The sequence below is a fragment of the Actinomadura chibensis NBRC 106107 genome, from assembly GCF_001552135.1.
Taxonomy (GTDB): domain Bacteria; phylum Actinomycetota; class Actinomycetes; order Streptosporangiales; family Streptosporangiaceae; genus Spirillospora; species Spirillospora chibensis.
Genome location: NZ_BCQP01000002.1, coordinates 124174 through 148804 on the forward strand (window position 1 = coordinate 124174; position 24631 = coordinate 148804).

A 24631-nucleotide genomic window follows, 5' to 3' on the forward strand; every position below is an offset into this window, starting at 1 on the left:
CAGACCTGACCTGCGAAATCACCGCACCGCAGCGTCCGCGCGTGGTCAGTTGCGGAGGCGGAGGCCGCGGGGGGTTGGGTGGAAGCCCGCTGATTCCAGGGCGGCGGCTAGGGGGGAGTCGGTGATCGCCGTGCCGTCGGCGCGTTCGACGGTGAGCCTGCCGAGTGCGCCCTCGCGGACGGCGAGGGCCAGCGCGTCGACCGCCGGTTGCAGGACGGCGGGGTCGTCGTCCCAGGTCAGGAGAGTCCGGCCGCCGCGTTCGACGTAGAGGACGAGGCGGCCCTCGACCAGCGCGACGAGGGCGCCCGCCTTGCGGCCGGGCTTGTGGCCGCTTGCCACCTCGTCGTCGCGTTCGGGCCAGGGGAGGGCCGCGCCGTACGGGTTGGCCGGGTCGGCGGCGGCCAGGATGAGCGCCCGGTCGGCGGGCTTCGGGGGCGTCTCCCAGAGCGCGGAGATGTCGTCCGGCGCGACCGGGCCCGGCCGGAGGGCCCGCAGCCGGTCGACGGCGCCGGGCAGGGCGAACTGCGCGGCGCCCAGGCCCTCGACGAAGTAGCCGCGGCGGCACCGGCCGGTCTCCTCGAACGCCCGCAGCACCGGGTAGACGGCGGAGAACCCGCCGGGCGTGCGCTCGGCCGCGACCGCCCCGCGGATGACGATGCCGTACCGCTCAAGCAGCGCCTCGGCGAGAGCGTGCGAACGCAAGGTGGCCGTGGACTCGCGCTGGGGGAGCGGCCACCAGCGTCCGCCGACCGTGGGCGGACCCGTCCGGGAGGGCATGACGGGACGTCCGCGACGGGTCGACCGTGACCGGTGCGTCGGACGCCCCGAACCGAGCGCCGCGCGGAGCGGAGCCAGGGTGTCGTTGGTGAGGTGCCCGGACCAGACGAGATCCCAGACGGCGGTCACGAGGTCGGGGTCGTTGGCGGTGACGTGCTGGTTGACGCGGTCGGAGAGCGTCCGGAAGAAGAGCGCGCCGCCGTCGCCGAGCGTGTCCAGGACGGCCTGGTGGACGGGCGTGAGGGTGATCTCCGCGGGTTCCGGCATCAGCAGCGGCGCGGTGTCGGCCAGGTAGAGCGCCACCCAGCCGTCGCCGCCGGGCAGCCCGCCCTGGCCCGCCCACACGACCTCGCCCGCGGACGTCAACTCGTCCAGCATGGCGGGGGTGTAGCCGGGCACGCGGGACGGCAGCACCAGCGACTCCAGCGCGGACGCGGGCACCGCCGCGCCCTGCAACTGCTCGACCGTCTGGACGAGCGCGTCGACACCGCGCAGCCGGGACCCGCCGGTGATGCCGTGCCAGACCGGCAGGAAGCGGCCGAGCGACTCGGGCGGGGACGGCTCGACCTCGGCGCGCAGCCGGGCCAGCGAGCGGCGGCGGAGCGTCCGCAGCACGCCGGTGTCGCACCATTCGCCGGTCAGCGGGCCCGACACCTTCTCGACGGGCAGGAACTCGCCCTCGGCGACGCGTCCGGCACCGGCCAGCCTGCGCAGCGTCTCGACGACGACGGCCACGCCGAGGCCGAAGCGGGCGGCGGCCTCGTCCGCCCGGAACGGGCCGTGGGTGCGCGCGTACCGGGAGACCAGGTCGCCTAGCGGGTCGCCGACCGGTTCGAGGAACGCCTCCGGGACGCCCACCGGCAGCGGCGCGCCGAGCGCGTCGCGCAGCCGCCCGGCGTCCTCGATGGCGGCCCACCGCTCCTCTCCCGCGATCCGCACCCGAATCGCCCGCCGCGTCGCCTCCAGTTCGGCCAACCACCGCGAAACCTGAACCAGAACCCCCATCCCACCGTCTCCGACGCCCCCACCCCGTTCGGCGGCGTCGGTGGCCCCGGGGGGTTCGGTGATTTCGGCCGGTTCGGTGGTGGTGGCATCGGTCCGTTCGGTGAGTTCGGTTTCTTCGGCGATACCGGTGTGTTCGGGGGAAGCGGTGCGTGCGGCGACCTCTGCCGTGGTGAGGGGGCCGAGGGTGCGCAGGAGGTCGGCGACGCCCTCCATGTCGCGGGCGCGGCGGTCGGGGGCGAGGCGCTGGAGTTCGCGTTCGATCTCGGCCACCGCGTCGGGGTCGAGCAGTTCGCGCAGGTCGGCCTGGCCGAGCAGTTCGGCGAGCAGCGCGGAGTCGAGCGCGAGGGCCTGGGCGCGGCGTTCGGCGAGGGGCGAGTCGCCCTCGTACATGAACGCGCCGATGTACCGGAACAGCAGAGAGCGCGCGTAGGGCGACGGCTCGGGCGTCTCCACCTCGACCATGCGGACCTTGCGCCCGGACATGTCGCGCATGAGCTGCACCAGGCCGGGGACGTCGAACACGTCCTGGAGGCACTCCCGCATCGTCTCCAGGACGATGGGGAACGACGGGTACTTGCTGGCGACGGCGAGCAGTTGCGAGGCGCGCTGGCGTTGCTGCCACAGCGGCATCCGCTTGTCGGGACGGCGCCGGGGAAGCAGCAGCGAACGCGCCGCGCATTCACGGAACCGGGCGGCGAACAGGGCTGAGCCGCCCAGTTCGTCCACGACGATGCGCTCGATGTCGTCGGCGTCGAAGACGGCGAGGTCGAGGCCGGGCGCCTCGTCCATGTCGGGGATGCGGATGACGATGCCGTCGTCGGCGTGCATGGCCTGCGCGTCGACCCCGTACCGCTCGCGCAGGCGGCCCGCTATGGCGAGGGCCCAGGGCGCGTGCACCCGCGCGCCCAGCGGCGAGTGGACGACCATACGCCAGTCGCCGAGTTCGTCGCGGAACCGTTCGACGACCATGGTCCGGTCGTCGGGGACGTGGCCCGTGGCCTCCCGCTGCTCGGTGACGTAGGAGACGAGGTTGGCGGAGGCCCAGTCGTCCAGCCCGGCGGCGGTGACGCGGGCGCGGGCGTCGTCCGCGGGCAGGGCGGACAGCTCGCGGGTGAACGAGCCGAGCGCCCGGCCGAGCTCGGCGGGACGTCCGAGCGTGTCGCCGTGCCAGAACGGGAGCTTGCCCGGCTGGCCCGGCGCGGGGGAGACGAGGACGCGGTCGGGCGTGATGTCCTCGATGCGCCAGGAGCTCGCGCCGAGCACGAACACGTCGCCGACGCGTGACTCGTAGACCATTTCCTCATCGAGTTCGCCCACCCGGGATGCCTTCTCCCCGACGAGGAACACTCCGAACAGGCCGCGGTCTGGGATCGTCCCCCCGCTGGTCACCGCGAGGCGCTGCGCTCCCGGACGTTCGCGCAGTACACCGGTCACGCGGTCCCAGACGAGGCGGGGACGGAGTTCGCCGAACTCGTCGCTGGGATAGCGCCCGGCGAGCATGTCCAGGGTGGCCTCAAGCGCCGAGCGCGGGAGCGTCGAGTAGGGGGCGGCTCGCTTGACCAGCGACTCGAGGTCGTCAACGGTCCACTCGTCCATGGCGACCATGGCGACGATCTGCTGTGCGAGGACGTCCAGGGGGTTGCGCGGGTAGCGCAGTTCCTCGATCTCGCCTCCGCGCATGCGTTCCGCCACCACCGCCGTCTGGACGAGGTCGCCCCGGTACTTGGGGAAGATGACCCCCTTGGACACGGCGCCCACCTGGTGGCCCGCGCGTCCGACCCGCTGCAGCCCGTTGGCCACCGACGGCGGCGACTCCACCTGGACGACCAGGTCGACGGCCCCCATGTCGATGCCGAGTTCCAGGCTGGACGTCGCGACGACCGCCGGCAGGCGGCCCTCCTTCAGCGCGTTCTCGATGCCCGCCCGCTCCTCCTTGGAGACGGAGCCGTGGTGCGCACGGGCGATCTCTGAAGGCGCCCCCTTGGCCGCCCCCGCCTCGGCCATCAATTCGGCCGGGGAATGGTTCTCGGGGAGGGGCGCACCGGTCGCGCGCTCGTAGGCGAGTTCGTTCAGGCGTCCGCAGAGCCTCTCCGCCAACCGCCGGGAGTTGGCGAACACCAGCGTCGAGCGGTGCGCCTGGATGAGGTCGAGCAGACGGTCTTCGACATGGGGCCAGATGCTGCGCTGGCGGGCGTCGGCCGTACCGGAGTCGTCGACGAACTGGCCGACCTCGCCCATGTCCTCCACGGGGACGACGATGTCGAGGTCGAACACCTTGTCCGAGGGCGGCTGGACGACGGCGGCGGGCCTCGTCCCGCCGAGGAAGGCCGCCACCTCCCCGGTCGGACGGACGGTCGCCGACAGCCCGATGCGCTGGGCCGGGCGTTCGAGCAGGGCGTCCAGGCGTTCGAGGGACAGCGCCAGGTGCGCGCCGCGCTTGGTGCCCGCCACCGCGTGCACCTCGTCGACGATGACGGTCTCGACCCCGCGCAGCGACTCGCGCGCCTGCGAGGTGAGGATCAGGAACAGCGACTCCGGCGTCGTGATCAGGATGTCGGGCGGTTTCGCGGCCAGCCGCCGGCGCTCGTCGGCCGGGGTGTCGCCCGACCGCATTCCGACGCGGACGCCCGGCTCGGGCAGGCCGAGGCGGCGCGCCGCGTGGCGGATGCCGGTCAGCGGGGCGCGCAGGTTGCGCTCCACGTCGACGGCGAGGGCCTTCAGCGGCGACACGTACAGGACGCGGCAGCGCCGCAGCGGCTCGGCCGGGGCGTCGCCGGTCGCGAGCCGGTCGAGCGACCACAGGAACGCGGCGAGGGTCTTGCCGGAGCCGGTGGGCGCGACGACGAGCGTGTTCTCGCCGCTCGAGATCGACTCCCACGCCCCGGCCTGGGCGGGGGTGGGCGCGGCGAACGCCCCCGCGAACCAGTCGCGGGTCGCGGGGGAGAAGCGTTCGAGCACGTCACCGGCCATGGCGCCATAGTGCCTCGCGGGTCTGACATTCCGCCGCCGGGTGGCGCGCGTCACATTGTAAGCAAGCACTTGTCCGGGCAAGGTCTACGGGTAGGACACCCGCCCTCAGGACCCTTCAGGGAGCCGCGATGCCCTACGTCCTCCTCGCCCTCGGGATCCTGGTGGCTCTGGCCGCCGCGAACGCGCACTCTCCCCGGCGCAGCGTCTTCCTGCTCGTGCCCAGCTTTTTCTTCGGCTGGCTCACCATCGAGCTGGCACCGCACGTGCTCGTCCTCTGGGCCGTGGCGACCGCGCTCACGGCCGTGTTCGGCGGACTGGACGGCTGGGCAGGCTGGCTTGGGCTCGGCCTGGCCATCGCTGGCATGGCGGGTCTCGGCGCCACACTCGTCGCCGCCCGCCGTACGGTCGTCACCCTGCGGGACTGCGGCGCGCCCCTCGACCTGGATCCGGAGGGTGCACCCCGGTACCCGCTTGCGCATCTGGTCGTGCCGCCGCTGTGCCTGATCCCGCGCAGGGGCGTGCGCGTCGAACGCAACGTCGTGTACCGGCAGGACGGACGGCTGCGCCTGAAGGCGGACGTCTACCGTCCCGCCGGTGAGGGCGAGCTGCGTCCAGGGCTCATGCAGATCCACGGGGGCGCGTGGGTGATCGGGGACAAGCGTGAGCAGGGGCTACCGCTCCTCAACCACATGGCCGTCCAGGGGTGGGTCGGCTTCAACGTCAACTACCGGCTGAGCCCACGCGCCACCTGGCCCGAGCACCTGATCGACCTCAAGCACTTCATCGCCTGGTACAGGCAGCATGCCGAGGAATACGGCGCCGACCCCGATTTCCTGTGCGTGACGGGCGGCTCGGCTGGCGGGCACCTCACCGCGATGGTCGCGCTGACCGCGAACGTGCCGGAATTCCAGCCGGGCTTCGAGGACGTCGACACGTCCGTGCGCGGGGCCGTCCCGTTCTACGGCGTCTACAACCTCTTCGAGGCCGGGCCATGGCCTCGCCCCATGGGCGCCACACACCTCCTGGAACGGATGGTCATCAAGCAGCCTTTCGCCGCCGACCCGGAGGCGTACGCCAAGGCCTCACCGGTCACCTACATCCGCGAGGACGCGCCGCCCTTCTTCGTCATCCACGGCAGCCGCGACTCGCTCATCCCCGTGGCGGAGGCCCGCCGATTCGTCGAACGGCTACGGGACGTCTCAGCGGCACCTGTCGTCTACGCCGAGATGAAGGGCGCCCAGCACGCGTTCGACGTCTTCCCCTCCTACCGGACGGCCCGCGTCATCGAAGCGGTGGAGCGCTACCTGACCGGCCTGCACCGCCAAGGGAGCGGTACGGAGGTGCCCGGCGAGATCGTGCGGGCCTTGGGGGACCGGTCCGTCGGATAGCGTGGACGGGTGCGGCTCACAGTCTTCTGGGATCGGATGAGGCAGCAGTTCGGCGAGTCCTACGCCGAGAGCGTGGCCAAGGACTACGTCATGGCCGAGCTGGACGGCCGCACCATCGAGCAGGCCCTCGCCGACGGCGAACCCGCCAAGAAGGTCTGGCAGGCCGTCGTCGCCACGTTCGACGTCCCCTCCACGCTGCGATAACGGGGCCCGCGCCGGACAGAGCCCGCAACCGACGGGTCCTACAGCGGAATCCGGTGCGGGACGAACGACGACGTGTCATCGGTGATCAGCCCGGACGTCTCCCTGATCCCCAGCCCCGCCGCCCCGTCGTGCACCACCCACGCGCCGAGCACCGGGTGCTCGCCGTCGAAATCGGGAAGCGCGCAGAATTCCTGGAAGACGAAACCCTCCGCGCCATAGTCGCCCTGAGTCCGCTGCTCGCTTCCGTCCGGGGTGACGATGCGCATGCTCGCGCCCTCCCGTCCGAGTAGTGGTTTCTGCACATAGGACGTCAGGTGCGACGGCGTGTTCAGGTAGGTGGGCAGCAGATTCGGGTGCCCGGGGAACAGTTCCCAGAGGAGGACGAGCAGCGCCTTGTTCGACAGCACCATTTTCCAGATCGGTTCGATCCACGACGTGGGGGCGCCTGGAATGCTGCGACCGAACGGCTCTGCGACGATCCACTCCCACGGGTAGAGCTTGCAGAGCGTACGGATGTCGCGTTCGTCCAGGTCAACGAATCGTCCACGGGCTGGGTCCCAGCCGATGTCCTCCATGGCGATCGCCATGCCGGGCAGGCCCGCCTCCTCGGCGGTCTCCTGCATGTAGGCGATCGTCATGACCTCTTCGCCGGTCTCGTCACCGGTCGTCCAGGCGAAATGGACCGGGCCGCCGTCCACGGCGGGAGCCATTTCCTTCCAACGGGCTACCAGCCGTTCGTGGATGGAATTCCATTGGTCGTCTTCTGGGTGCGTCTCCTGCAGCCAATACCACTGGACGACGGAACTCTCGACCAATGCGGTCGGAGTATCGGCGTTGTACTCCAGAAGCTTGGCGGGACCCTCGCCGTCGTAGCGCAGATCGAACCGCCCGTACAGGTGCGGGTCGCCGCGCCGCCACGACTCCTCGATCAGGGGCGCCACCCAGTCGGGGATGCCGAGGACGTGATAGCGGCCTGTGGAGACGACGTGCTCCACCACGTCCAGGCACATCCGGTGCAGTTCTTCGACCACGCCCTCCAGGGCCAGGACCTCGTCCATGTCGAAGACGTAGTGCACGGACTCGTCCCAGTAGGGGCGGGTCAGGTGCTCTGGGTGCGCGGTGCGATGGAAGGCGAGGCCGTGCGCCTCGACCCGCTCCGCCCAGCCGTCACGCGGCGTCGAACGGACACGTCGCATGGGTCAGCTCCCGCCCCGGCCGCCGCCGCCGAACCCGCCCCGGCTCAGCGTCCGTCCGCCGCTGGACTTGATCTTCCCCTCGGGCCGGTAGCTGCTGCCGCCCGACACGAAACCGTTCGAGCCCCTCTTCCCGCCGTAGTACCAGAAGTATCTGCCGTAAGAGGAGGTCGACCCGTTGTCGATGTCGTTGACGTCGCAGTAATCGTCAGGCACGACCCTGTAGCCGCTCCTGCCCGTGGCGGGGGCGTTCCTGTCCACGCATCTCGCCGTGGTGGAACCGGAGCCGCAGGCGACCAGCGTCAGCGACAGGGCGCTCACCATCCCGACCTTCACCGCATGGGAACTGAGCCGGCGTGCGGGCTCCTGTGGGGGCAAGGGAGCACGTCCTTCCACGGTCGGCGGCGACGAGGCGGGCCTGAAGGGGCCGAAAGGTGAGATGCGCGAAACACCCATCCGGGTTCCGGCTCCCGCCGATCGATTCGCCGCGCGGGTCCTTCGAGGGTCAATCCGGAACGGGCAGGTGGGCGTAGAGGTCCATCGCGTCCACGGACGCGGGCAGATCGCTGACCTGCCCGTCGCCGACCTCCACCACGCGCCACTCGCCGTCCGTCCGGCGGGCGAGATCGGTCGTGATGAACCGGCAGCCCAGCGCGCGCACGGCCGGGGCCACGATGTCCAGGTCGGGATCGGGTTCCACCCCGGGGCTGTCGGGGTGCGGCCCCACCAGGGCGGGCTCGCCGTCCACCCACCACACGCGCGCCTCACCGTCGCCGTCGTAGTGCTCGAACTCGCGCACGACGAGGCCTCCGGTCAGGTGCTCGTCCCGCAGAGCGACCATCTTGGAGGCGATGTGGTGAAGCTGAGCGAGATTTCTCACGTCCGGGACGAAGCACGCCTCCTCCCACTCGTGCTTGCACGACTTCACGTAGTCCTTGACGATGCCCGGCCCGCTCTGCAGCGACCGGACGAGTTCCCCGAGTTCGCTCAGGTCGCCTGGGTCCTGGCCCGGGCGGAGGGGGCGCCACACGCTGTGCGGGGTCAGTCCCGCGAACGTGTCATGCCAGCCGGGCAGTTCGTGGGCGCGCCGGTAGTCGTCCGGATGCGTGAGCAGTACCGTCCCGCGCTGCTTCAAGGCCGCGGACATCGCGGCGTACTCCGCCGCCGTCACCATCCAGCCGCGGTACCAGACGGGGCCCAGGTCGGGGGGCACCGCACGGACCGCGTCGTCCACGTCGCCGCGCCGGACCGCGTCGTGGTCGATCAGGGCTATCTCGCCGTAGTGGTCCCGCACGGCCGCGGCCTCGCGGGAGAAATGGGGGTCAACGCGCCGAGGGTGGAGCGGATCGACGCAGAAGAGAACGGTCAGCGTCATGATTGGAACCCTCCGTGGACGGCGCCAGCGTACGGGGTCGGGACCACGGAACGCACGGAGATTCCACCCGAATCGACGTATCGGACGATGATCGAACGGATGTTCGGTACGCTGGTGCGGCACGCGGGTTATCCACAATCGCGCCCGCGACTCGAAAGTGTCGGAGGCCCGCCGTAACGTCGCCCTCGACATCGCAAGCAGCGGCCGAGAGCCGACAGTCACGACGAGAAGGACATCTCAATGGCAGCGAACGACCGGGAGAAGGCTCTCGAAACCGCACTCGCCCAGATCGAGCGGCAGTTCGGCAAGGGGTCGGTCATGCGGATGGGCGAGGAGGCGCGCGCGCCCGTCGAGGTGATCCCCACCGGCGCGATCTCCCTCGACATCGCGCTCGGCATCGGCGGCCTGCCCCGCGGCCGGGTCGTCGAGGTGTACGGCCCCGAGGGCTCCGGCAAGTCGTCGCTCGCGCTGCACGCCGTCGCGAGCGTGCAGAAGAAGGGCGGCATCGCCGCGTTCGTCGACGCCGAGCACGCGCTCGACCCCGAGTACGCGTCCAAGCTCGGCGTCGACATCGACGCGCTGCTGGTCTCCCAGCCCGACACCGGCGAGCAGGCGCTGGAGATCACCGACATGCTGATCCGCTCCGGCGCGATCGACGTCATCGTCATCGACTCCGTCGCCGCGCTCGTCCCGCGCGCCGAGATCGAGGGCGAGATGGGCGACAGCCACGTCGGCCTCCAGGCCCGCCTCATGTCGCAGGCGCTGCGCAAGCTCACCGGCGCGATCAACCAGACCAAGACCACCGCCATCTTCATCAACCAGCTCCGCGAGAAGGTCGGCGTCATGTTCGGCTCCCCGGAGACCACCACCGGCGGCCGGGCGCTGAAGTTCTACGCCTCCGTCCGGCTGGACGTGCGCCGCATCGAGACCCTCAAGGACGGCACCGAGGCCGTGGGCAACCGCGTCCGCGTCAAGGTCGTCAAGAACAAGATGGCCCCGCCGTTCCGCGTCGCCGACTTCGACCTGCTGTACGGCCAGGGCATCAGCCGCGAGGGCGGCCTGATCGACCTCGGCGTGGAGCACGGCTTCGTCCGCAAGTCGGGCGCCTGGTACACCTACGACGGCGACCAGCTCGGCCAGGGCAAGGAGAACGCCCGCAACTTCCTCAAGGCCAACCCCGACCTCGCGGACGGCATCGAGAAGAAGATCAAGGAGAAGCTCGGCATCGGGCCGAAGGTCGACAAGGAGGCCGAGCCCCCGGCCCCGGACGCGGCCCCCGCGGCAGCGGCCGCCGCCCCGCCCATCACGCCCGCCGCCAAGCCCGCGAGCCGGAAGTCCGCCAAGGCCAAGCCGGGTGATTCCTGACGGAGAATGCCCCGATAAGGGTGACTCTTGACGATGAGTAAGCGATGATCTCGTATGCAGGGCGGCGGCGCCTTACCCGTCACCACACCACCGGTGCGCGGACCTTCCCCGACGGCGCCGCCGCTCCCAGGCCCTCCGCCCCGCCCGGGCCCGCATCCCCATGACCACCGACCACCCAGACCCAACCCCACCACCCAAACGCCCAACCACGCCCCCACCACCGGCCACGCCACCACCGGCCGCGAAGTCAGTGGCCGCGAAGTCACGGGGCACCAAGGCACGGGGTGGCAAGCCACCGGGCACCAGGGCACTGGGTACTAAGGCACCGGGTGGCATGTCATCAGGTGGCGAGGCACCGGGTGGCGAGGCACCGGGTGGCGAGGCACTGGGTGGCAAGTCATCGGGTGGCGAGACGCCGGGCACCAAGGCATCGGGTGGCGTTGGGGCAGCGGGGACGGAGGCTGCCGCGCGGGAGCATTGTCTGCGTCTGCTCACGTCGGCTCCGCGTACGCGTGCACAGCTCGCGGACGCGTTGCGCCGCAAGAGCGTCCCTGACGACGTCGCCGACCGTGTTCTCGACCGCCTCACCGCCGCCGGGCTGATCGACGACGAGGCGTTCGCCCAGGCGTGGGTGCAGTCCAGGCACGCCGGCCGCGGCTTGGCGAAACGCGCCCTCGCCGCCGAACTCCGCCGCCGCGGCGTCGCGGACGAGACCGTCAACGACGCCGTCGACGCACTCGACCCGGAGCAGGAGGAACACACCGCCCGCGCCCTCGTGGACCGCAAGCTCCGGTCCACCAGGGGTGCCGACCCGACCAAACGCATGCGCCGCCTGGTAGGCATGCTCGCCCGCAAGGGCTATTCACCCGCCCTGTCCTACCGCCTGGTCAAAGAGGCCCTGGCCGAAGAGGGCACCGACCCCGAGTCCCTCCCCGAACCTCCACCCCCCGCCGACTGAGCGTCGTTAGGCGAGCCGTCGACTGAGTGTTCTTAGGTGAGCCGCCGACTGAGCGCCGCTAGGTGAGTCGCCGACTGAGCGTCGTTGGGCGAGCCGCCGACTGAGCGTCGCTAAGTGAGCTGCCGACTGAGCGTCGTTGGGCGAGCCGTCGACTGAGTGTCCTTGGGCGAGCCGCTGACTGAGCGTCGTTAGGCGAGCTTGTCGAGGGCGCTTGTTGTGGGTGGTTGTTGCGGGCGGTTGGTGCGGATGGTTGGTGGGGCTGTGAGAGCGGGTGGTTGGTGGGGCGGTGGGAGCGTGTGGCGTGTTGGTGACATGTGGGGTGGCTCGGATGGCGGGGCGTGGTCGGCTCTGACCGGGGGGTTGAGGGGCAGGTCAGAGGTGTGGGGGCGGTCAGGAAGGGCGGTAAGGAAGGACTCACGTTGACGTTCGGTTAGTCCGGAATGCCCCGCGTTTGCTTGCTCATTACCTCCATGCCGCTTACCGTTACGGCAGTGAGGAGTTACTCCGCGTCTCGCGGATTGCGATACGACCGAGCACGTTCCAGCGGCTGAGAGGCATACAGGACACGTTCGCCGACCGGATGCGGCCGAATCACCGGGTGCGCGCGGTGCGCGGCCCCGCTCGGTCGTGCCTTCGGTCGTCCGCCGGGCGCGAGTAAATCCTCGCTAGGCAGGGTCCCGACTCCGGACGGACCCGCGGCGAGGAAGGATCTGCCTCATGGAGAGCGTCCTGCTGGGTGCAGCGCTGCTGGTGACCCTGGTCGCTCTCGTGATCGTCGTGTCGCGGCGGCCGGGCATGCCCGGCAAGGCCGCGGCGGAGCTGGCCCGGGCGCACAGCGAGGCCGACGAGATCCGGACGAAGGCCGAACGCCAGGCCGCCGCCGTCCTGGAGAAGGCCGAGCGGGACGCGCGGGAGATCGCCGCGACCGCCCGCGCGGAGGCCGAGGACGAGGGCCGGACGCTCCGCGACGACCTCCGCACCGTCCGGGAGGACCTGGAGCGCCGGGAGGCCCGCCTCGCCGAGCGTGAGCAGCGGCTGGACGGCGAGGTCCGCCGCCTGGAGGAGTGGTCCGCCCGCCTCGCCGAGACGAAGAAGTCCCTGGAGGCCCGCAAGGAGGAGCTCGACGGGGTCGAAGAGGAGCGGCGCAAGGTGCTGGAGCGCGCCGCCGGGCTCACCGCCGAGCAGGCCAAGGGCGAACTGGTCGCGGCGATCGAGAACCAGGCGAAGCGGGAGTCGATCCCGATCGTCCGGGAGATCGAGAACACGGCGCGGGCGGAGGGCGAGAAGCGCGCCCGCAAGATCGTGACGCTGGCCATCCAGCGGGTGGCGAGCGAGCAGACCGCCGAGTCCGTGGTGTCCGTGCTGCACCTGCCGAGCGACGAGATGAAGGGCCGGATCATCGGGCGCGAGGGCCGCAACATCCGCGCGTTCGAGACGACGACCGGCGTCAACCTGATCATCGACGACACGCCCGAGGCGGTGCTGCTGAGCTGCTTCGACCCGGTGCGCCGCGAGGTCGGGCGGCTGACGCTGGAGAAGCTCGTCCTGGACGGCCGGATCCATCCCCAGCGCATCGAAGAGATCTACGAGCGCAGCAAGAGCGACGTGGAGCAGCTCTGCGTCCGGTCGGGCGAGGACGCGCTGGTCGAGGTCGGCATCGGCGACATGCACCCGGAGCTGATCGCCCTGCTCGGGCAGCTCCGGTATCGGACGTCGTACGGGCAGAACGTCCTGAAGCACCTGATCGAGTCCGCGCACCTCGCCGGGATCATGGCGAGCGAGCTGCGGCTGCCGGTGGAGATCGCGAAGCGGTGCACGCTGCTGCACGACATCGGCAAAGCGCTCACTCACGAGGTGGAGGGCAGCCACGCGCTGATCGGCGCGGAGATCGCCCGCAGGTACGGCGAGCACGAGGACGTCGTCCACGCCATCGAGGCGCACCACAACGAGGTCGAGGTCCGGACGGTGGAGGCGGTGCTCACCCAGGCGGCGGACGCGATCAGCGGCAGCCGTCCGGGAGCGCGCCGCGAGTCGCTGGAGGCGTACGTCAAGCGCCTGGAGCGGCTGGAGGAGATCGCCCGCGACAAGCACGACGGCGTCGAGAAGGTCTTCGCGATGCAGGCCGGGCGGGAGATCCGGGTCATGGTGAAGCCGGACTCCGTCGACGACATCCAGGCGCAGGTCATCGCCCGGGACATCGCCAAGCAGGTCGAGGACGAGCTGACCTACCCGGGCCAGATCCGCGTCACCGTCGTCCGCGAGTCCCGCGCCATCGAATTCGCCCGCTGACCCGCCCGAACCCCTGACCCACGCCACCCGAACGCCCCACCTGACCGTGCCGTGCGGACGCCGCTGACCGTGCTGCCGCTGACCGCGTTGCCCGGACGTGTTGCCCGGACGTGTTGCCTGACCGGGGCGTGCGGACGCCGCTGACCGTGCCGCCGCTGACCGTGCCGCCGCTCACCGTGCTGCCCGGACATGCCGCCTGGCCGGGCCGTCCGGAGGCCGCTGGCCGTGCTGCCGCTGACCGCGTTGTCCGGACGCGTCGCCTGGCCGGGCCGTTTGGACGCCCCCTGACCTGCGTTGCATGGACGCGTCTTCTGATCGCGTCGTTCGGATGTCCCCCTGGCTGTGCCGTCCGCTGCCCGCGTTGCCTTACCGGGGCGTTTGGGCGCCACAGGACTGTGCTGCGCGGACGTGGGGTGTGGGGGCGCCGTTTGCTGGGCGCGGCTGTGTTGCCTGGGCGCGTTGCCGGGGTGGGGCGGTTAATCGTGTGGGTTGGTCGGTGAGCCCGCCCGTCCGGGCCCGGGGTGCCGGGGGCGGACGGACGGGTGGGCGGGTCAGGAGACCGTCAGGGTGATCGGCTGGACGCCGCGCGGCTCGAAGCCCAGCGTCTGGCCGTAGAACGCGAGTTCCGCCTCCAGGCAGCGGATCACCGTGTCGGCGCGCCGGAAGCCGTGCGACTCGCCCTCGAACGTCAGGTAGGCGTACGGGGTCTTCTTCGCGGCGAGCGCGGCCGCGAAGCGCTCCGACTGGTCCGCCGGGACGACCGGGTCGTTCAGGCCCTGGAGGAGCAGGACGGGGCACGCCGTCCGGTCGGCGTGGCCGAGCGGCGACCGCTCCTCGTAGGCGCGCTCGAAGCCCGGCAGCGGCCCGATCAGCCCGAACAGGTAGTGCGACTCGAAGTCGTGTGTGGCGGCGGCGAAGCTCTGCAGGTCGCTGATCCCGTAGTAGGACGTCGCGGCCTTGAACACGTCGGTCTGGGTGATCGCGGCGAGCGTCGTCCAGCCGCCCGCCGAACCGCCGCGGATCGCGAGCCGGGCCGGGTCGGCGATGCCGCCGTCGATGAGGAAGCGCGCGGCGGCGACCGCGTCCTCGACGTCGACGACGCCCCACTGGCGCCGTAGTCGCTCGCGGTAGGCGCGGCCGTGGCCGGTCGACCCGCCGTAGTTGACGTCGATCACGCCGATGCCGCGGCTGGTGAAGTAGGCGCGTTCCAAGTCGAGTGCCTTGGACACGCGCCCGGTCGGACCGCCGTGCACGAACACGACGTACGGCGGCAGTTCGCCCTCAGGCCCGGCGGCCTCCGGGTTCGCGGGCGGGAAGACGTAGGCGTGGACGGGACGTCCGAACGGCCCGTCCACCTGCTCGGCGCGGGGCTTGGACAGGTACGCGACGTCCGGGACCTCGGCGAGCTCGCGGCGCAGGCCCTCGACGCGCCCGGTCGTGGTGTCGACCCGGACGACCGAGGTCGGCAGGTCGGGGCCGCCCGCGATGCCGACGATCGTCCCGCCGTCCGTGGACAGCGCGGGCTGCCAGTGCTCGTAGGGGACGTCCAGGTCGATGAGGTCGAGCGTCTCCGGGTCGTAGACGCCGAGGCGCAGGTCGCCCTCGCCGTGCAGGACGGCGAGCCGCCCGTCGCCGAGCAGCGCGTACGGCATGCCGCCGAGGTGCCACAGCGGCCCGGCGAACTCCTCCTCCGCCGGGTACAGCGCCTGCGGCGACTCGCCGTGCAGCCCGACCTGGTAGATGTTCCACCAGCCCGGCCAGTCGGAGATGACGTACAGGGACTCGTCGTCCCGCCACAGCGGCGCGAGCGCCGACTCGGTCAGGCCGCCCTTGACGGTGCGGGGCGCGACGGTCGTGCCGTCCTCCAGCGCGGCGACGCGCAGCTCGGTGCCGTCCCACGGCATGCGCGGGTGGTTCCACTGCACCCACGCCAGGTGGCCGCCGCTCGGCGACGGCGCGGGCGAGGCGTAGAACCCGGCGCCGGTGACGAGCTCGCGGATGGCGCCCGCGTCCTCGGCGGCGCTGCCGTCCAGCGGGACGGCGACGATCGCGCGCCGGATCCCGGTGCCCGCGGGCTTGTCGGCCGCGGGAGCGCCGTCCCCCTCCGGCTGCTCCCGCGGCTCGGCGATGTGGCCCTCGCAGACGCACCAGATCTCCGTCCCGTCGGGGGACAGGACGTAGTCGGCGAAGCGCAGCCCCGCCGGGACGGCGGGCTCCGGGGTCAGCGGGTACGGCTTCGGGTCGCCCTCGTCCAGCCGGTGGAGGCGCTGGTCCTCGTAGTTGGAGAACACGATCGACAGCCCGGACTCGGTGCGGACGGGCAGGTACGACCGCCCGCCGTACTCATGGACGCGCGTACGCGCGTCCCAGGGCGCATGGAGGAGTTCGGTGCGGTGACCGCCCTTCAGATGGACGACCGTCGTTCGACCGCCCTCCTCGGGTCGCGTCTCCTGCCACCACACGTCGCTGCCCGAGACGGTGGGGAAACTGAGGCGCAGCCGGGCGCGGGCGACGTCGGCTGCGGAGATGGGGGAGGGCCAGGAGCCGTAGGGGAGGGTCGCACGAGCGGTCATACCAGGAATCGTCCCGCATACGGGGACGGGTTGGGGCCATGACGGGCGGTTTGAACTCGGAAAGATACACGCCGACGACTTGGGAACTCTCACCCAGAGCCGCAATTCCGGTACGCGGCGCCCGTCCCCGACACCCGGCGGAGACGGCGTCGGCCGGTGTGACACCGGTCGACGCCGTCCCGTGCGGTGCGGAAGGGGTCAGACGCCGCCCTGGGCGCCCGAGTAGCCCGAGCCCGGCACGACGGGGGCGCTCCCGCCCGCCGACATGCCCGGGGCGGGCGGCGCGCCGACGTCGCCGCCCATGGTCCTCGCCTCCGTCTTGCGGCTGCGGCGGCTGCGCGCCTCCAGCCAGGTGGCGAGCCTGCTCACCGACATGTTCAGCGCGATGTAGATCACCGCGACGACGATGCCCGCCTGGAGCTTGTTGTGGTAGGTGGCGGGCACCACCTGGAAGCCGGAGGCCAGCAGCTCGGAGTAGGCGATGATGAACCCGAGCGCGGTGTCCTTCAGCAGGACGACGAGCTGGCTCACGATCGCGGGCATCATGACCGTCACCGCCTGCGGCAGCAGCACGAGGCGCATGACGCCGTTCTTGCGCAGCCCGATGGAGTAGGCGGCCTCCGACTGCCCCTTCGGGATCGACTGCACGCCCGCGCGGACCACCTCGGCGAGCACCGAGCCGTTGTACATCACGAGGCCGAACACGACCGCGGCGAACGCCGGCACCGTGATCGTCCCCGCGTTGATCTCCACGCCGAAGATCGAGAAGAAGTTGTCGACGAGGACGCGCTGCAGCGTCCCGAACGACGACTCGGCGATCGACGGGCTGATCTTGTTCGGGATGAAGAAGGCCAGGAAGATCAGGATCAGCAGCGGGATCGCCCGGAAGAACTCCACGACGACCCCCGCGGGGACGCGGATCCACCAGTGGTCCGACAGCCGGGCCAGGCCGAAGACCACGCCGAACAGCAGCGCCAGCACGGCGGCCACGGAGGCGGCCTTCAGCGTGTTCCACAGGCCGGGCAGGATCAGGTTGTCCCACACGTCCCACTTGGTGAACGGGCTCCACAGCTCGCCCGCGAACTGGCCCTTCTCGTTGAAGCGCCAGACGAGCGCGGCGAGCACGGCCAGCAGGACCGCGGACGTGACGACGGCCACGATCCTGTTGCGCACACGCGCGCGCGGCCCCGGAACGTCGAAGAGGACGGTCGCTTCCCTGCTCATCTCGCCACCGCCATCCGCTTGTGCAGCCAGCCGAAGAAGAACCCGGTCGGCAGTGTGAGGATCATGAAGCCGATGGCGACGCCGATGAACAGCGGGAGCGCGCCGCTGGTGAAGGACGGCAGGTCGAGCAGGGTCTTCGTGGCGGCCGCCGCCTCGCCGTAGCTCGCCGCGGACGCGACCGTCGTGTTCTTGATCATCGCGATCAGCACGCTGCCGAGCGGCGCGATCACCGCGCGGAACGCCTGCGGCAGGATGATGATCCGCAGCGACTGGGTGAAGGTCAGCCCGATCGAGCGCGCCGCCTCCGCCTGGCCGAGCGGCACCGTGTTGATGCCCGCGCGCAGCGACTCGCAGACGAACGCGCCGGTGTACCCGGACAGGCCGAGCACCGCCCACCAGTAGTAGGTGGTGCCGGGGTTGTCGGAGAAGGTCAGCGCCAGGACGTCGTTGAGCCCGAGGCTGCACATCAGCAGCACGAGCGTGAGCGGGGTGTTGCGGACGACGTTGACGTACGCGGTGCCGAGCACGCGCAGCAGCGGGACCGGGGCGACCCGGAAGCTCGCGAGGACCGTGCCGATCAGGAGGGAGAGCACCGCCGAGACGGCGGCCAGCTTCACGGTGCCCCAGAACCCGTTGAGGATCTCGTCGAAGTTGTCGAAGAACGGGCCGAAGTCAAACATTGCTCAGCAGTTCCATGGCGTTCCAGCGGGTCGGGCCACACGGGCGCCCCGCCGGGGACCGCGCGGTCCCCGGCGAGCGCGCCGCGTGACGTCTCGTCCTCGGAGCGGGCGCCGCGATCGGACGCCCGGCCAGGGCGTCTCGGATCAGCTGCAGCCTTCCATCTGCGGGACGGTCGTGACGAGCTTCAGCCCGGTGCCCGAGAAGTGCTTCTCCAGCAGGGTCTTCGCGGTGCCGTCCGAGTACATCTTGGTGATGGCCTGGTTGACGGCCTCGCAGGTCTCCTTGTCGCCCTTCTTGATGCCGACGCCGTACTTCTCGTCGGTGAAGGGGTCGTTGATGACCTTGAACTTGCCCTTCTGCTGGGCGGCGAAGCCGGCCAGGATCAGGTCGTCGGTGCTGACCGCGTCCAGCGCGCCGGACTGGAGCTTCGCCGCGCAGTCGGAGTAGCTGCTCGCGTCGACGAGCGTGACGCCCTTGATGTTGAGCTTGCCGTCCGGCGGGCCCTCGGTGACGCGGCGGAACGAGTTGGACCCGGCCGCCTTGCACAGCTTCTTGCCCTTGAGGTCGGCGGCCTTCTTGATGTCGTTGTTGCTGGCCTGGACCATCGTGTCCTGGTGGGCGACGTAGTAGGGGCCGCCGAAGGTCACCTGCGCCTTGCGCGCCTCGGTGATCGAGTAGGTGGCGAACACGAGGTCGACCTGGCCGCCGCCGAGGAACGACTCGCGGTTCGCCGACGTCGTCTCCTTGAACGTGATCCCGTTCTCCGGGACGCCGAGCTCCTTCGCGACGTACTTGGCGACGTCCACGTCGAAGCCGTCGTAGGTGCCGTCGGGCTTCTTCAGGCCGAGCGCGGGCTGGTCGAACTTGATGCCGATCGTCAGCTTCTTGTCGTCCTTGGCCTTCTGGACGACCGTCTTGGCCTCGGTCTTCTCCGTGTCGCTGCCACACGCACTGAGCGCCAGTGACAGCGCCATCCCCGCCCCGATGAGGGCGCCGAAACGACGTACTCGCATTTCTCCTCTACCTCTGCTCTCTGCCGGGCCCCGCTGCGCGAGCCATTTCGTCCGCTGCCGGCTGAATGGTCCGGGTCGCCGCGAGACGTCGGGCGAAACTGGTTCAGTGCGTGAGGATCTTCGAAAGGAAGTCCTTGGCGCGTTCGGTGCGCGCGTTGGTGAAGAACTCGTCGGGAGTGTTCTCCTCCACGATCTGGCCGTCCGCCATGAAGACGACCTTCTGCGCCGCCCTGCGCGCGAAGCCCATCTCGTGCGTGACGACGATCATCGTCATGCCCTCCCGGGCGAGGCCCGTCATGACGTCGAGCACCTCGTTGACCATCTCCGGGTCGAGCGCGGAGGTCGGCTCGTCGAAGAGCATCACCTTCGGCCGCATCGCGAGGGACCGCGCGATCGCGGCCCGCTGCTGCTGCCCGCCCGAGAGCTGGGCGGGGTACTTGTGGGCCTGGTTGGCGATCCCGACCCGGTCGAGCAGCTCCATCGCGTGCTTCTCGGACTCCTGCTTGCCCTGCTTGCGCACCTTGATCGGCCCGAGTGTGACGTTCTCCAGGATCGTCTTGTGGGCGAACAGGTTGAACGACTGGAACACCATGCCCACGTCGGCGCGGAGCCTCGCCAGTTCCTTGCCCTCCTGCGGCAGCTCCTTGCCGTCGACGAGGATCGTCCCTCCGTCGATGGGCTCCAGCCTGTTGATCGACCGGCACAGGGTCGACTTCCCGCCTCCGGACGGGCCGATGACGACGACGACCTCGCCCGAGTTGACAGTGAGGTTGATGTCCTTGAGGACGTGCAGCTCGCCGAAGTGCTTGTCGACGTGTTCGACCACGACGAGGGGCCTTCCGGCGCCCGAGGCCGGCGCCGGCCCGGTGTCCTCCGGCCCGCCCTGGGTCAGGTCGGGCCCGCCTTCGCTGTCCGTCATGCGCTCGGACTTTACGTCATCGGCGCGGCCGGGAAAGTCGCCGCGCGGTACCGATACGATCACGAATACCCATGTCGGACGGGGTTCCGCCGTGGCGGAGAGTGATCATCAGTGCTGGCGCGCGGAACGGTGGGCGGCGCTTCGACCGCCCAGGTGACGGGGGTCAACCCATTCGGTGATATCGCCGCGGGCCCGTACCCTTGGTAACCGTCATGAATGCGCCAATGGAGACGGCCCCGCGCACGTACGAGATTCGTACCTACGGGTGCCAGATGAACGTCCACGATTCCGAGCGGCTGTCCGGTCTGCTGGAGTCGGCGGGATACGTGCGCGCCGGGGACGCCGAACCCGACGTGGTGGTGTTCAACACCTGCGCGGTGCGGGAGAACGCCGACAACCGGCTGTACGGGAACCTGGGGCACCTCCGCCCCGTCAAGGACTCCCATCCCGGCATGCAGATCGCCGTGGGCGGCTGCCTCGCGCAGAAGGACCGCGACACCATCGTCAAGCGCGCCCCCTGGGTGGACGTGGTGTTCGGCACCCACAACATCGGATCGCTGCCCGCGCTGCTGGAGCGCGCCCGCGTCCAGGACGAGGCGCAGGTCGAGATCGAAGAGTCGCTGGTGACCTTCCCCTCGACGCTGCCCACGCGCCGGGAATCCCCGTACGCGGCGTGGGTGTCGATCTCCGTCGGGTGCAACAACACGTGCACGTTCTGCATCGTCCCGTCGCTGCGCGGGAAGGAGCGCGACCGCCGTCCCGGCGAGGTCCTCGCGGAGGTCGAGGCGCTCGTCGCCGAGGGCGTCCTTGAGGTCACGCTGCTCGGCCAGAACGTCAACGCCTACGGCTCGGGGTTCGGCGCCCTGTCGGACGCGCCCGACGACGTCCGGTCGATGACGTCCGGCGGGCAGTCGGCGTTCGCGGGGCTGCTGCGGGCGTGCGGCGGGATCGAGGGGCTGGAGCGGGTGCGGTTCACGTCCCCGCACCCGAAGGACTTCACCGACGACGTCATCGCCGCGATGGCCGAGACCCCGAACGTGATGCCGTCGCTGCACATGCCGCTCCAGTCCGGGTCGGACGCGGTGCTGCGCGCGATGCGCCGCTCGTACCGGCAGGAGCGCTACCTCGGGATCATCGAGAAGGTCCGGGACGCGATCCCGGACGCGGCGATCACCACCGACATCATCGTGGGCTTCCCCGGCGAGACCGAGGCCGACTTCGAGCAGACGCTGCACGTCGTCCGGGAGGCGCGGTTCTCCTCGGCCTTCACGTTCCAGTACTCCAAGCGCCCCGGCACCCCGGCCGCGACCATGGACGGGCAACTGCCGAAGGAGGTCGTCCAGGAGCGGTACGAGCGGCTCGTCGCCCTCCAGGAGGAGGTCTCCTGGGAGGAGAACAAGAAGCAGCTCGGCCGCACGCTGGAGGTCCTGGTCGCCGAGGGCGAGGGCCGCAAGGACGAGGCGACGCGCCGCCTGTCGGGTCGTGCCCGCGACAACCGGCTCGTCCACTTCCTGGCGCCGGACGAGCCCGTCCGGCCCGGGGACATGGTGACCGTCGAAGTCACCTACGCCGCGCCGCACCATCTCGTCGCCGACAAGCCGGCGCTCGGCGTCCGGCGGACGCGCGCGGGCGACGCCTGGGAGGCGCGCCAGGGCGGCGGTGACCGGCCGCGGGGGGTTTCCCTCGGTATGCCGTCGATCGGACGCCCGGCCGCGGCCGACGCGCCCGCCGCGGGGTGCGCCGTCCGCCCGTGACCTCCGGCATGATCGGGGTGGTCAGGCGGATCCCGGCTGGGAGGCAGTGTGCTCGTATCGGCGGCGGTGTGCCCGCATCCGCCCCTGCTCGTCCCCGCGATGGCGGGGGAGGCGGCGGGGGAGCTCGACGCGGTGCGCGCCGCGTGCGCGCGGGCCGTCCGGACCGTCCTGGACGGCCTCGCCGCGGGCGGCGGGACGCTGATCGTGGTGGGCGGCGGCCCGGACACGCGCCGCTACGGGCCGGGCGCCTACGCGACGCTCCGCCCCTACGGCCTCGACTGGACGAGCCCGGAGCGCCCTCCGGGCGCGCCTCCGGGCGAGCCGCTGCCGCTGTCGCTCACCATCGGCCGCTGGCTCCTGGAGGGCCAGGACGCGGCGGCGGACGCCGCGTACCAGGCGGTCGCGTCCGACGCCCCCACCGCGGAGTGCCTGGCGCTCGGACGGGAGCTGGCCGCCTCGTCCGGCCGCGTCTCGCTCCTCGTCATGGGCGACGGCTCGGCGTGCCGCTCGGAGAAGGCGCCGGGGTACCTGGACGAGCGCGCCGCCCCCCACGACGCGGCGGTGGCGCGTGCCCTCCGACGAGCCGACGCCGCCGCCCTCGCCGCCCTGGACCCGGGGCTCTCCCGGGAGGTGCGGGCGGCCGGGCGCGCGGCGTGGCAGGTGCTCGCGGGCGCGGCCGGCGAGGGGGCCTTCAGGGGCGCCGTCCTCGCCGAGCAGGCGCCGTACGGCGTCGGCTACCTCGTGGCGGCCTGGTCGACGGTGGCTCGGTCGACCGTGGCTCAGTCGACGGAGACCGGGTCGGTGGAGGCCGGGTCACGACGGGGTCAGGGCTGACCGGGGTGCCCCGGGCCGGGCTGGTCACCGCCCCCCGGACCGCTCTGGCCGCCCTCGGCGCCGCGGTCGATGTAGTCGCCGGCCTTGTCCTGGACCTTGTCGATCTTGTCGGCGTACTTGCCGCCGGTGTGCTCGTCGATCGTGTCTCCGGCCTTGTTCACGCCATGCTTGGCCTTGTCGGAGTGCTGCCCGAGCATCTGCTTGACCTTGTCGACGATGGACATTCCAGAATCCCCCCGGATCCCTCGTCGTCGGCGGCGGCGCGCGAAACCGCGCGACACCCGTACAACCCGGCTATACCCGTTCTGTTGCCACAATCAATCCCGTGACCTCACTGAACGCGTCCCCGGTGGCGGCGGTGGTCGGCGCGACCGCCGCGGGCAAGTCCGACCTCGCCGTGGAGCTGGCGCTGCGGCTGGACGGGGAGGCCGTCAACGCCGACTCGATGCAGCTCTACCGCGGCATGGACATCGGCACCGCCAAGCTCACCCGCGCCGAGATGCGCGGCGTCCCGCACCACCTGCTCGACGTCTGGGACGTGACGCGGACGGCGAGCGTCGCCGAGTACCAGCGGCTCAGCGCCGACGCGATCGCGGGCGTCCGGGCGCGCGGGCGGGTCCCGATCCTGGTCGGCGGGTCCGGCCTGTATGTGCGGGCCGCGCTGGACCGGATGGAGTTCCCCGGGACGGACCCGTCCGTCCGCGCGCGCTTGGAGGACGAGCTCGCCCGGGTCGGGCCGGGCGCGCTGCACGAGCGGCTGCGCGGGCTCGACCCGGCGGCGGCGGAGGCGATCCTGCCGAGCAACGGGCGGCGGATCGTCCGGGCCCTGGAGGTCATCGAGATCACCGGCCGCCCGTTCACCGCGACCCTGCCCGAGCACGTGTACCGCCACGGCTCGGTGGCGCAGGTCGGGCTGAGCGTCCCCCGGGACGAGCTGGACGAGCGCATCGCCCTCCGGGTGGCGCGGATGTGGGACGCGGGCCTCGTCGACGAGGTCCGAGAGTTGGAGAAGCGCGGCCTCCGGGACGGCCTGACCGCCGGCCGCGCGCTCGGCTACGCGCAGGTGCTCCGCTTCCTCGCCGGGGAGTGGACGGAGGACCAGGCGAGGGACGAGACGATCCGCGCGACCCGGCGCTTCGCCCGCCGCCAGGAGTCGTGGTTCCGCCGCGACCCGCGCGTCGCGTGGCTCCCCTACGACGCCCCTGACCTGGTCGATCGCGCGCTCGCCCTGGTCGCCGAGGCGTCCCGCTGAAGCTCGGTGGCAAGGCCCTAGTATCGAAGGCATGCGGTTCGTCAAGGGGCATGGCACCGAGAACGACTTCGTGATCCTGCCCGATCCGGACGGCGCGCTCGACCTCACGGCGGACGCCGTGGCGCGGCTGTGCGACCGGCGGGCGGGGATCGGCGCGGACGGCGTCCTGCGGGTCGTCCGGGCGAAGGCGGCGGGCCCGGAGCCCGGCCTGGACTTCGGCGACGCCGAGTGGTTCATGGACTACCGCAACGCCGACGGCGGCATCGCCGAGATGTGCGGCAACGGGCTGCGCGTCTTCGCCCGCTACCTGGTCGAGACGGGCCTCGCCGCGCCCGGCGAGTGGGACGTCGCGACCCGGGCCGGGCTCCGCCGCGTCACGCTCGGGCCGTCCGGGGACGTGTGCGTCGACATGGGCCCGGCGTCGATCCTCGGGGCCGGGGAGGCCTCGCTCGCGGGGACGGTGTTCCAGGGCGAGCGCGTGTCCGTGGGCAACCCGCACCTGGCCTGCCGCGTGGACGGCCCGGTCGCCGCGCTGGACCTGTCGCGCGCCCCCGCCTTCGATCCCGCCGTGTTCCCGGACGGGGTGAACGTCGAGTTCTTCCGCCCGGTCGGGGACCGGCACCTGGAGATGCGCGTCTACGAGCGCGGCTCGGGCGAGACCCGCTCGTGCGGGACGGGCACCGTCGCGGTCGCCGCGACCGCCGCCGCGCAGGCGGGGGCCGGCCCCTCGGAGTGGACCGTGGACGTCCTCGGCGGGCGGGTGACGGTGGCGCTCGACGCGGGGACGGCCCGGCTGACCGGCCCGGCGGTCCTCGTGGCGGAGGGGGAGACGTGGCCCGGATGGCTCTAGGCGCGGT

General features: G+C 71.5%; 19 protein-coding genes. 9 read left to right on the forward strand and 10 right to left on the reverse strand.

From position 1 onward, the window contains the following. Positions 1–45 precede the first annotated feature (45 nt). The gene (locus tag ACH01S_RS41785; protein ID WP_083980141.1) at positions 46–4752 is read right to left on the reverse strand and encodes an Lhr family helicase; all 4707 of its coding nucleotides are present in this window, start codon (positions 4750–4752) and stop codon (positions 46–48) included. A 128-nt stretch (positions 4753–4880) separates the two neighbouring features. Here ACH01S_RS41785 and ACH01S_RS01415 point away from each other — a divergent pair, with 128 nt between their 5' ends. Next, complete coding sequence (locus tag ACH01S_RS01415; RefSeq protein ID WP_067884363.1) at positions 4881–6140, forward strand: alpha/beta hydrolase fold domain-containing protein; 1260 nt, start codon at positions 4881–4883, stop codon at positions 6138–6140. 9 nt (positions 6141–6149) lie between these two features. Further along, positions 6150–6344, forward strand: coding sequence for a DUF3046 domain-containing protein (locus ACH01S_RS41790; protein ID WP_083980143.1), 195 nt, complete (start codon positions 6150–6152; stop codon positions 6342–6344). 38 nt (positions 6345–6382) lie between these two features. Here ACH01S_RS41790 and ACH01S_RS01420 read toward each other — a convergent pair whose 3' ends face one another. The 3 genes from ACH01S_RS01420 to ACH01S_RS01430 form a co-directional block, all read right to left on the reverse strand. Then, positions 6383–7540 (reverse strand): glutathionylspermidine synthase family protein, encoded by a 1158-nt coding sequence (locus ACH01S_RS01420; protein ID WP_067884367.1) that lies wholly within the window; start codon positions 7538–7540, stop codon positions 6383–6385. Between the two features lie 3 nt (positions 7541–7543). Next, positions 7544–7753, reverse strand: a complete 210-nt coding sequence (locus ACH01S_RS01425; RefSeq protein WP_246236905.1) for a hypothetical protein — start codon at positions 7751–7753, stop codon at positions 7544–7546. Between the two features lie 289 nt (positions 7754–8042). After that, on the reverse strand, positions 8043–8912 hold the full coding sequence (locus ACH01S_RS01430) for an ATP-grasp domain-containing protein (RefSeq protein WP_067884369.1): 870 nt from the start codon (positions 8910–8912) through the stop codon (positions 8043–8045). A gap of 240 nt (positions 8913–9152) precedes the next feature. Between ACH01S_RS01430 and recA the strand changes: the two genes are divergently transcribed. The 3 genes from recA to rny all read left to right on the forward strand — a co-directional run bounded on the left by recA (position 9153) and on the right by rny (position 13524). Continuing rightward, positions 9153–10277 (forward strand): recombinase RecA, encoded by a 1125-nt coding sequence (recA, locus tag ACH01S_RS01435; protein WP_067884372.1) that lies wholly within the window; start codon positions 9153–9155, stop codon positions 10275–10277. Between the two features lie 334 nt (positions 10278–10611). Further along, positions 10612–11235: a regulatory protein RecX gene (locus ACH01S_RS01440; protein ID WP_083980145.1), complete on the forward strand. Its 624-nt coding sequence runs from the start codon at positions 10612–10614 to the stop codon at positions 11233–11235. A 717-nt stretch (positions 11236–11952) separates the two neighbouring features. Continuing rightward, positions 11953–13524, forward strand: coding sequence for a ribonuclease Y (gene rny, locus ACH01S_RS01445; protein WP_067884376.1), 1572 nt, complete (start codon positions 11953–11955; stop codon positions 13522–13524). A gap of 551 nt (positions 13525–14075) precedes the next feature. On the opposite strand, the gene ACH01S_RS01450 is transcribed toward rny, so the two are convergent. The 5 genes from ACH01S_RS01450 to ACH01S_RS01470 form a co-directional block, all read right to left on the reverse strand. Then, the gene (locus tag ACH01S_RS01450; RefSeq protein WP_067884378.1) at positions 14076–16097 is read right to left on the reverse strand and encodes a S9 family peptidase; all 2022 of its coding nucleotides are present in this window, start codon (positions 16095–16097) and stop codon (positions 14076–14078) included. A 198-nt stretch (positions 16098–16295) separates the two neighbouring features. Continuing rightward, positions 16296–17321, reverse strand: coding sequence for an amino acid ABC transporter permease (locus ACH01S_RS01455; RefSeq protein WP_067884381.1), 1026 nt, complete (start codon positions 17319–17321; stop codon positions 16296–16298). Then, positions 17318–18001 carry an amino acid ABC transporter permease gene (locus ACH01S_RS01460; protein ID WP_067884384.1) on the reverse strand — a complete coding sequence of 228 codons (684 nt, stop codon included), beginning with the start codon at positions 17999–18001 and terminating at the stop codon, positions 17318–17320. Before ACH01S_RS01460 ends, ACH01S_RS01455 begins: the two co-directional genes overlap by 4 nt. 144 nt (positions 18002–18145) lie before the next feature. Next, positions 18146–19015: a glutamate ABC transporter substrate-binding protein gene (locus ACH01S_RS01465; protein WP_067884388.1), complete on the reverse strand. Its 870-nt coding sequence runs from the start codon at positions 19013–19015 to the stop codon at positions 18146–18148. Between the two features lie 103 nt (positions 19016–19118). Next, positions 19119–19841 carry an amino acid ABC transporter ATP-binding protein gene (locus ACH01S_RS01470; protein WP_246236943.1) on the reverse strand — a complete coding sequence of 241 codons (723 nt, stop codon included), beginning with the start codon at positions 19839–19841 and terminating at the stop codon, positions 19119–19121. A gap of 305 nt (positions 19842–20146) precedes the next feature. Between ACH01S_RS01470 and miaB the strand changes: the two genes are divergently transcribed. Both miaB and ACH01S_RS01480 read left to right on the forward strand, forming a co-directional pair. Continuing rightward, positions 20147–21688: a tRNA (N6-isopentenyl adenosine(37)-C2)-methylthiotransferase MiaB gene (gene miaB / locus ACH01S_RS01475; RefSeq protein WP_067884391.1), complete on the forward strand. Its 1542-nt coding sequence runs from the start codon at positions 20147–20149 to the stop codon at positions 21686–21688. A 48-nt stretch (positions 21689–21736) separates the two neighbouring features. Then, positions 21737–22522 carry a class III extradiol ring-cleavage dioxygenase family protein gene (locus ACH01S_RS01480; protein ID WP_246236907.1) on the forward strand — a complete coding sequence of 262 codons (786 nt, stop codon included), beginning with the start codon at positions 21737–21739 and terminating at the stop codon, positions 22520–22522. Here the strand turns inward: ACH01S_RS01480 and ACH01S_RS01485 are convergent. Continuing rightward, the gene (locus tag ACH01S_RS01485; protein WP_067884397.1) at positions 22513–22746 is read right to left on the reverse strand and encodes an antitoxin; all 234 of its coding nucleotides are present in this window, start codon (positions 22744–22746) and stop codon (positions 22513–22515) included. The genes ACH01S_RS01480 and ACH01S_RS01485 overlap by 10 nt on opposite strands. A gap of 125 nt (positions 22747–22871) precedes the next feature. On the opposite strand from ACH01S_RS01485, the gene miaA reads away from it, so the two are divergent. Together miaA and dapF are read left to right on the forward strand one after the other, a co-directional pair. Next, positions 22872–23774 (forward strand): tRNA (adenosine(37)-N6)-dimethylallyltransferase MiaA, encoded by a 903-nt coding sequence (gene miaA / locus ACH01S_RS01490; RefSeq protein ID WP_067884400.1) that lies wholly within the window; start codon positions 22872–22874, stop codon positions 23772–23774. Between the two features lie 31 nt (positions 23775–23805). Next, a complete protein-coding gene (dapF, locus tag ACH01S_RS01495) occupies positions 23806–24624 on the forward strand; it encodes a diaminopimelate epimerase (protein WP_067884403.1) in 819 nt (272 codons plus the stop codon). The last annotated feature ends 7 nt before the right edge of the window (positions 24625–24631 follow it).

What these genes read in the sequence shown, in the direction of transcription:
- ACH01S_RS41785 (WP_083980141.1), bottom strand. Translation starts at nt 4,752, where the DNA reads ATGGCCGGTGACGTGCTCGAACGCTTCTCCCCCGCGACCCGCGACTGG.
- ACH01S_RS01415 (WP_067884363.1), top strand. Translation starts at nt 4,881, where the DNA reads ATGCCCTACGTCCTCCTCGCCCTCGGGATCCTGGTGGCTCTGGCCGCC.
- ACH01S_RS01420 (WP_067884367.1), bottom strand. Translation starts at nt 7,540, where the DNA reads ATGCGACGTGTCCGTTCGACGCCGCGTGACGGCTGGGCGGAGCGGGTC.
- ACH01S_RS01430 (WP_067884369.1), bottom strand. Translation starts at nt 8,912, where the DNA reads ATGACGCTGACCGTTCTCTTCTGCGTCGATCCGCTCCACCCTCGGCGC.
- recA (WP_067884372.1), top strand. Translation starts at nt 9,153, where the DNA reads ATGGCAGCGAACGACCGGGAGAAGGCTCTCGAAACCGCACTCGCCCAG.
- ACH01S_RS01440 (WP_083980145.1), top strand. Translation starts at nt 10,612, where the DNA reads ATGTCATCAGGTGGCGAGGCACCGGGTGGCGAGGCACCGGGTGGCGAG.
- rny (WP_067884376.1), top strand. Translation starts at nt 11,953, where the DNA reads ATGGAGAGCGTCCTGCTGGGTGCAGCGCTGCTGGTGACCCTGGTCGCT.
- ACH01S_RS01450 (WP_067884378.1), bottom strand. Translation starts at nt 16,097, where the DNA reads ATGACCGCTCGTGCGACCCTCCCCTACGGCTCCTGGCCCTCCCCCATC.
- ACH01S_RS01455 (WP_067884381.1), bottom strand. Translation starts at nt 17,321, where the DNA reads ATGAGCAGGGAAGCGACCGTCCTCTTCGACGTTCCGGGGCCGCGCGCG.
- ACH01S_RS01460 (WP_067884384.1), bottom strand. Translation starts at nt 18,001, where the DNA reads ATGTTTGACTTCGGCCCGTTCTTCGACAACTTCGACGAGATCCTCAAC.
- ACH01S_RS01465 (WP_067884388.1), bottom strand. Translation starts at nt 19,015, where the DNA reads ATGCGAGTACGTCGTTTCGGCGCCCTCATCGGGGCGGGGATGGCGCTG.
- miaB (WP_067884391.1), top strand. Translation starts at nt 20,147, where the DNA reads ATGAATGCGCCAATGGAGACGGCCCCGCGCACGTACGAGATTCGTACC.
- ACH01S_RS01485 (WP_067884397.1), bottom strand. Translation starts at nt 22,746, where the DNA reads ATGTCCATCGTCGACAAGGTCAAGCAGATGCTCGGGCAGCACTCCGAC.
- dapF (WP_067884403.1), top strand. Translation starts at nt 23,806, where the DNA reads ATGCGGTTCGTCAAGGGGCATGGCACCGAGAACGACTTCGTGATCCTG.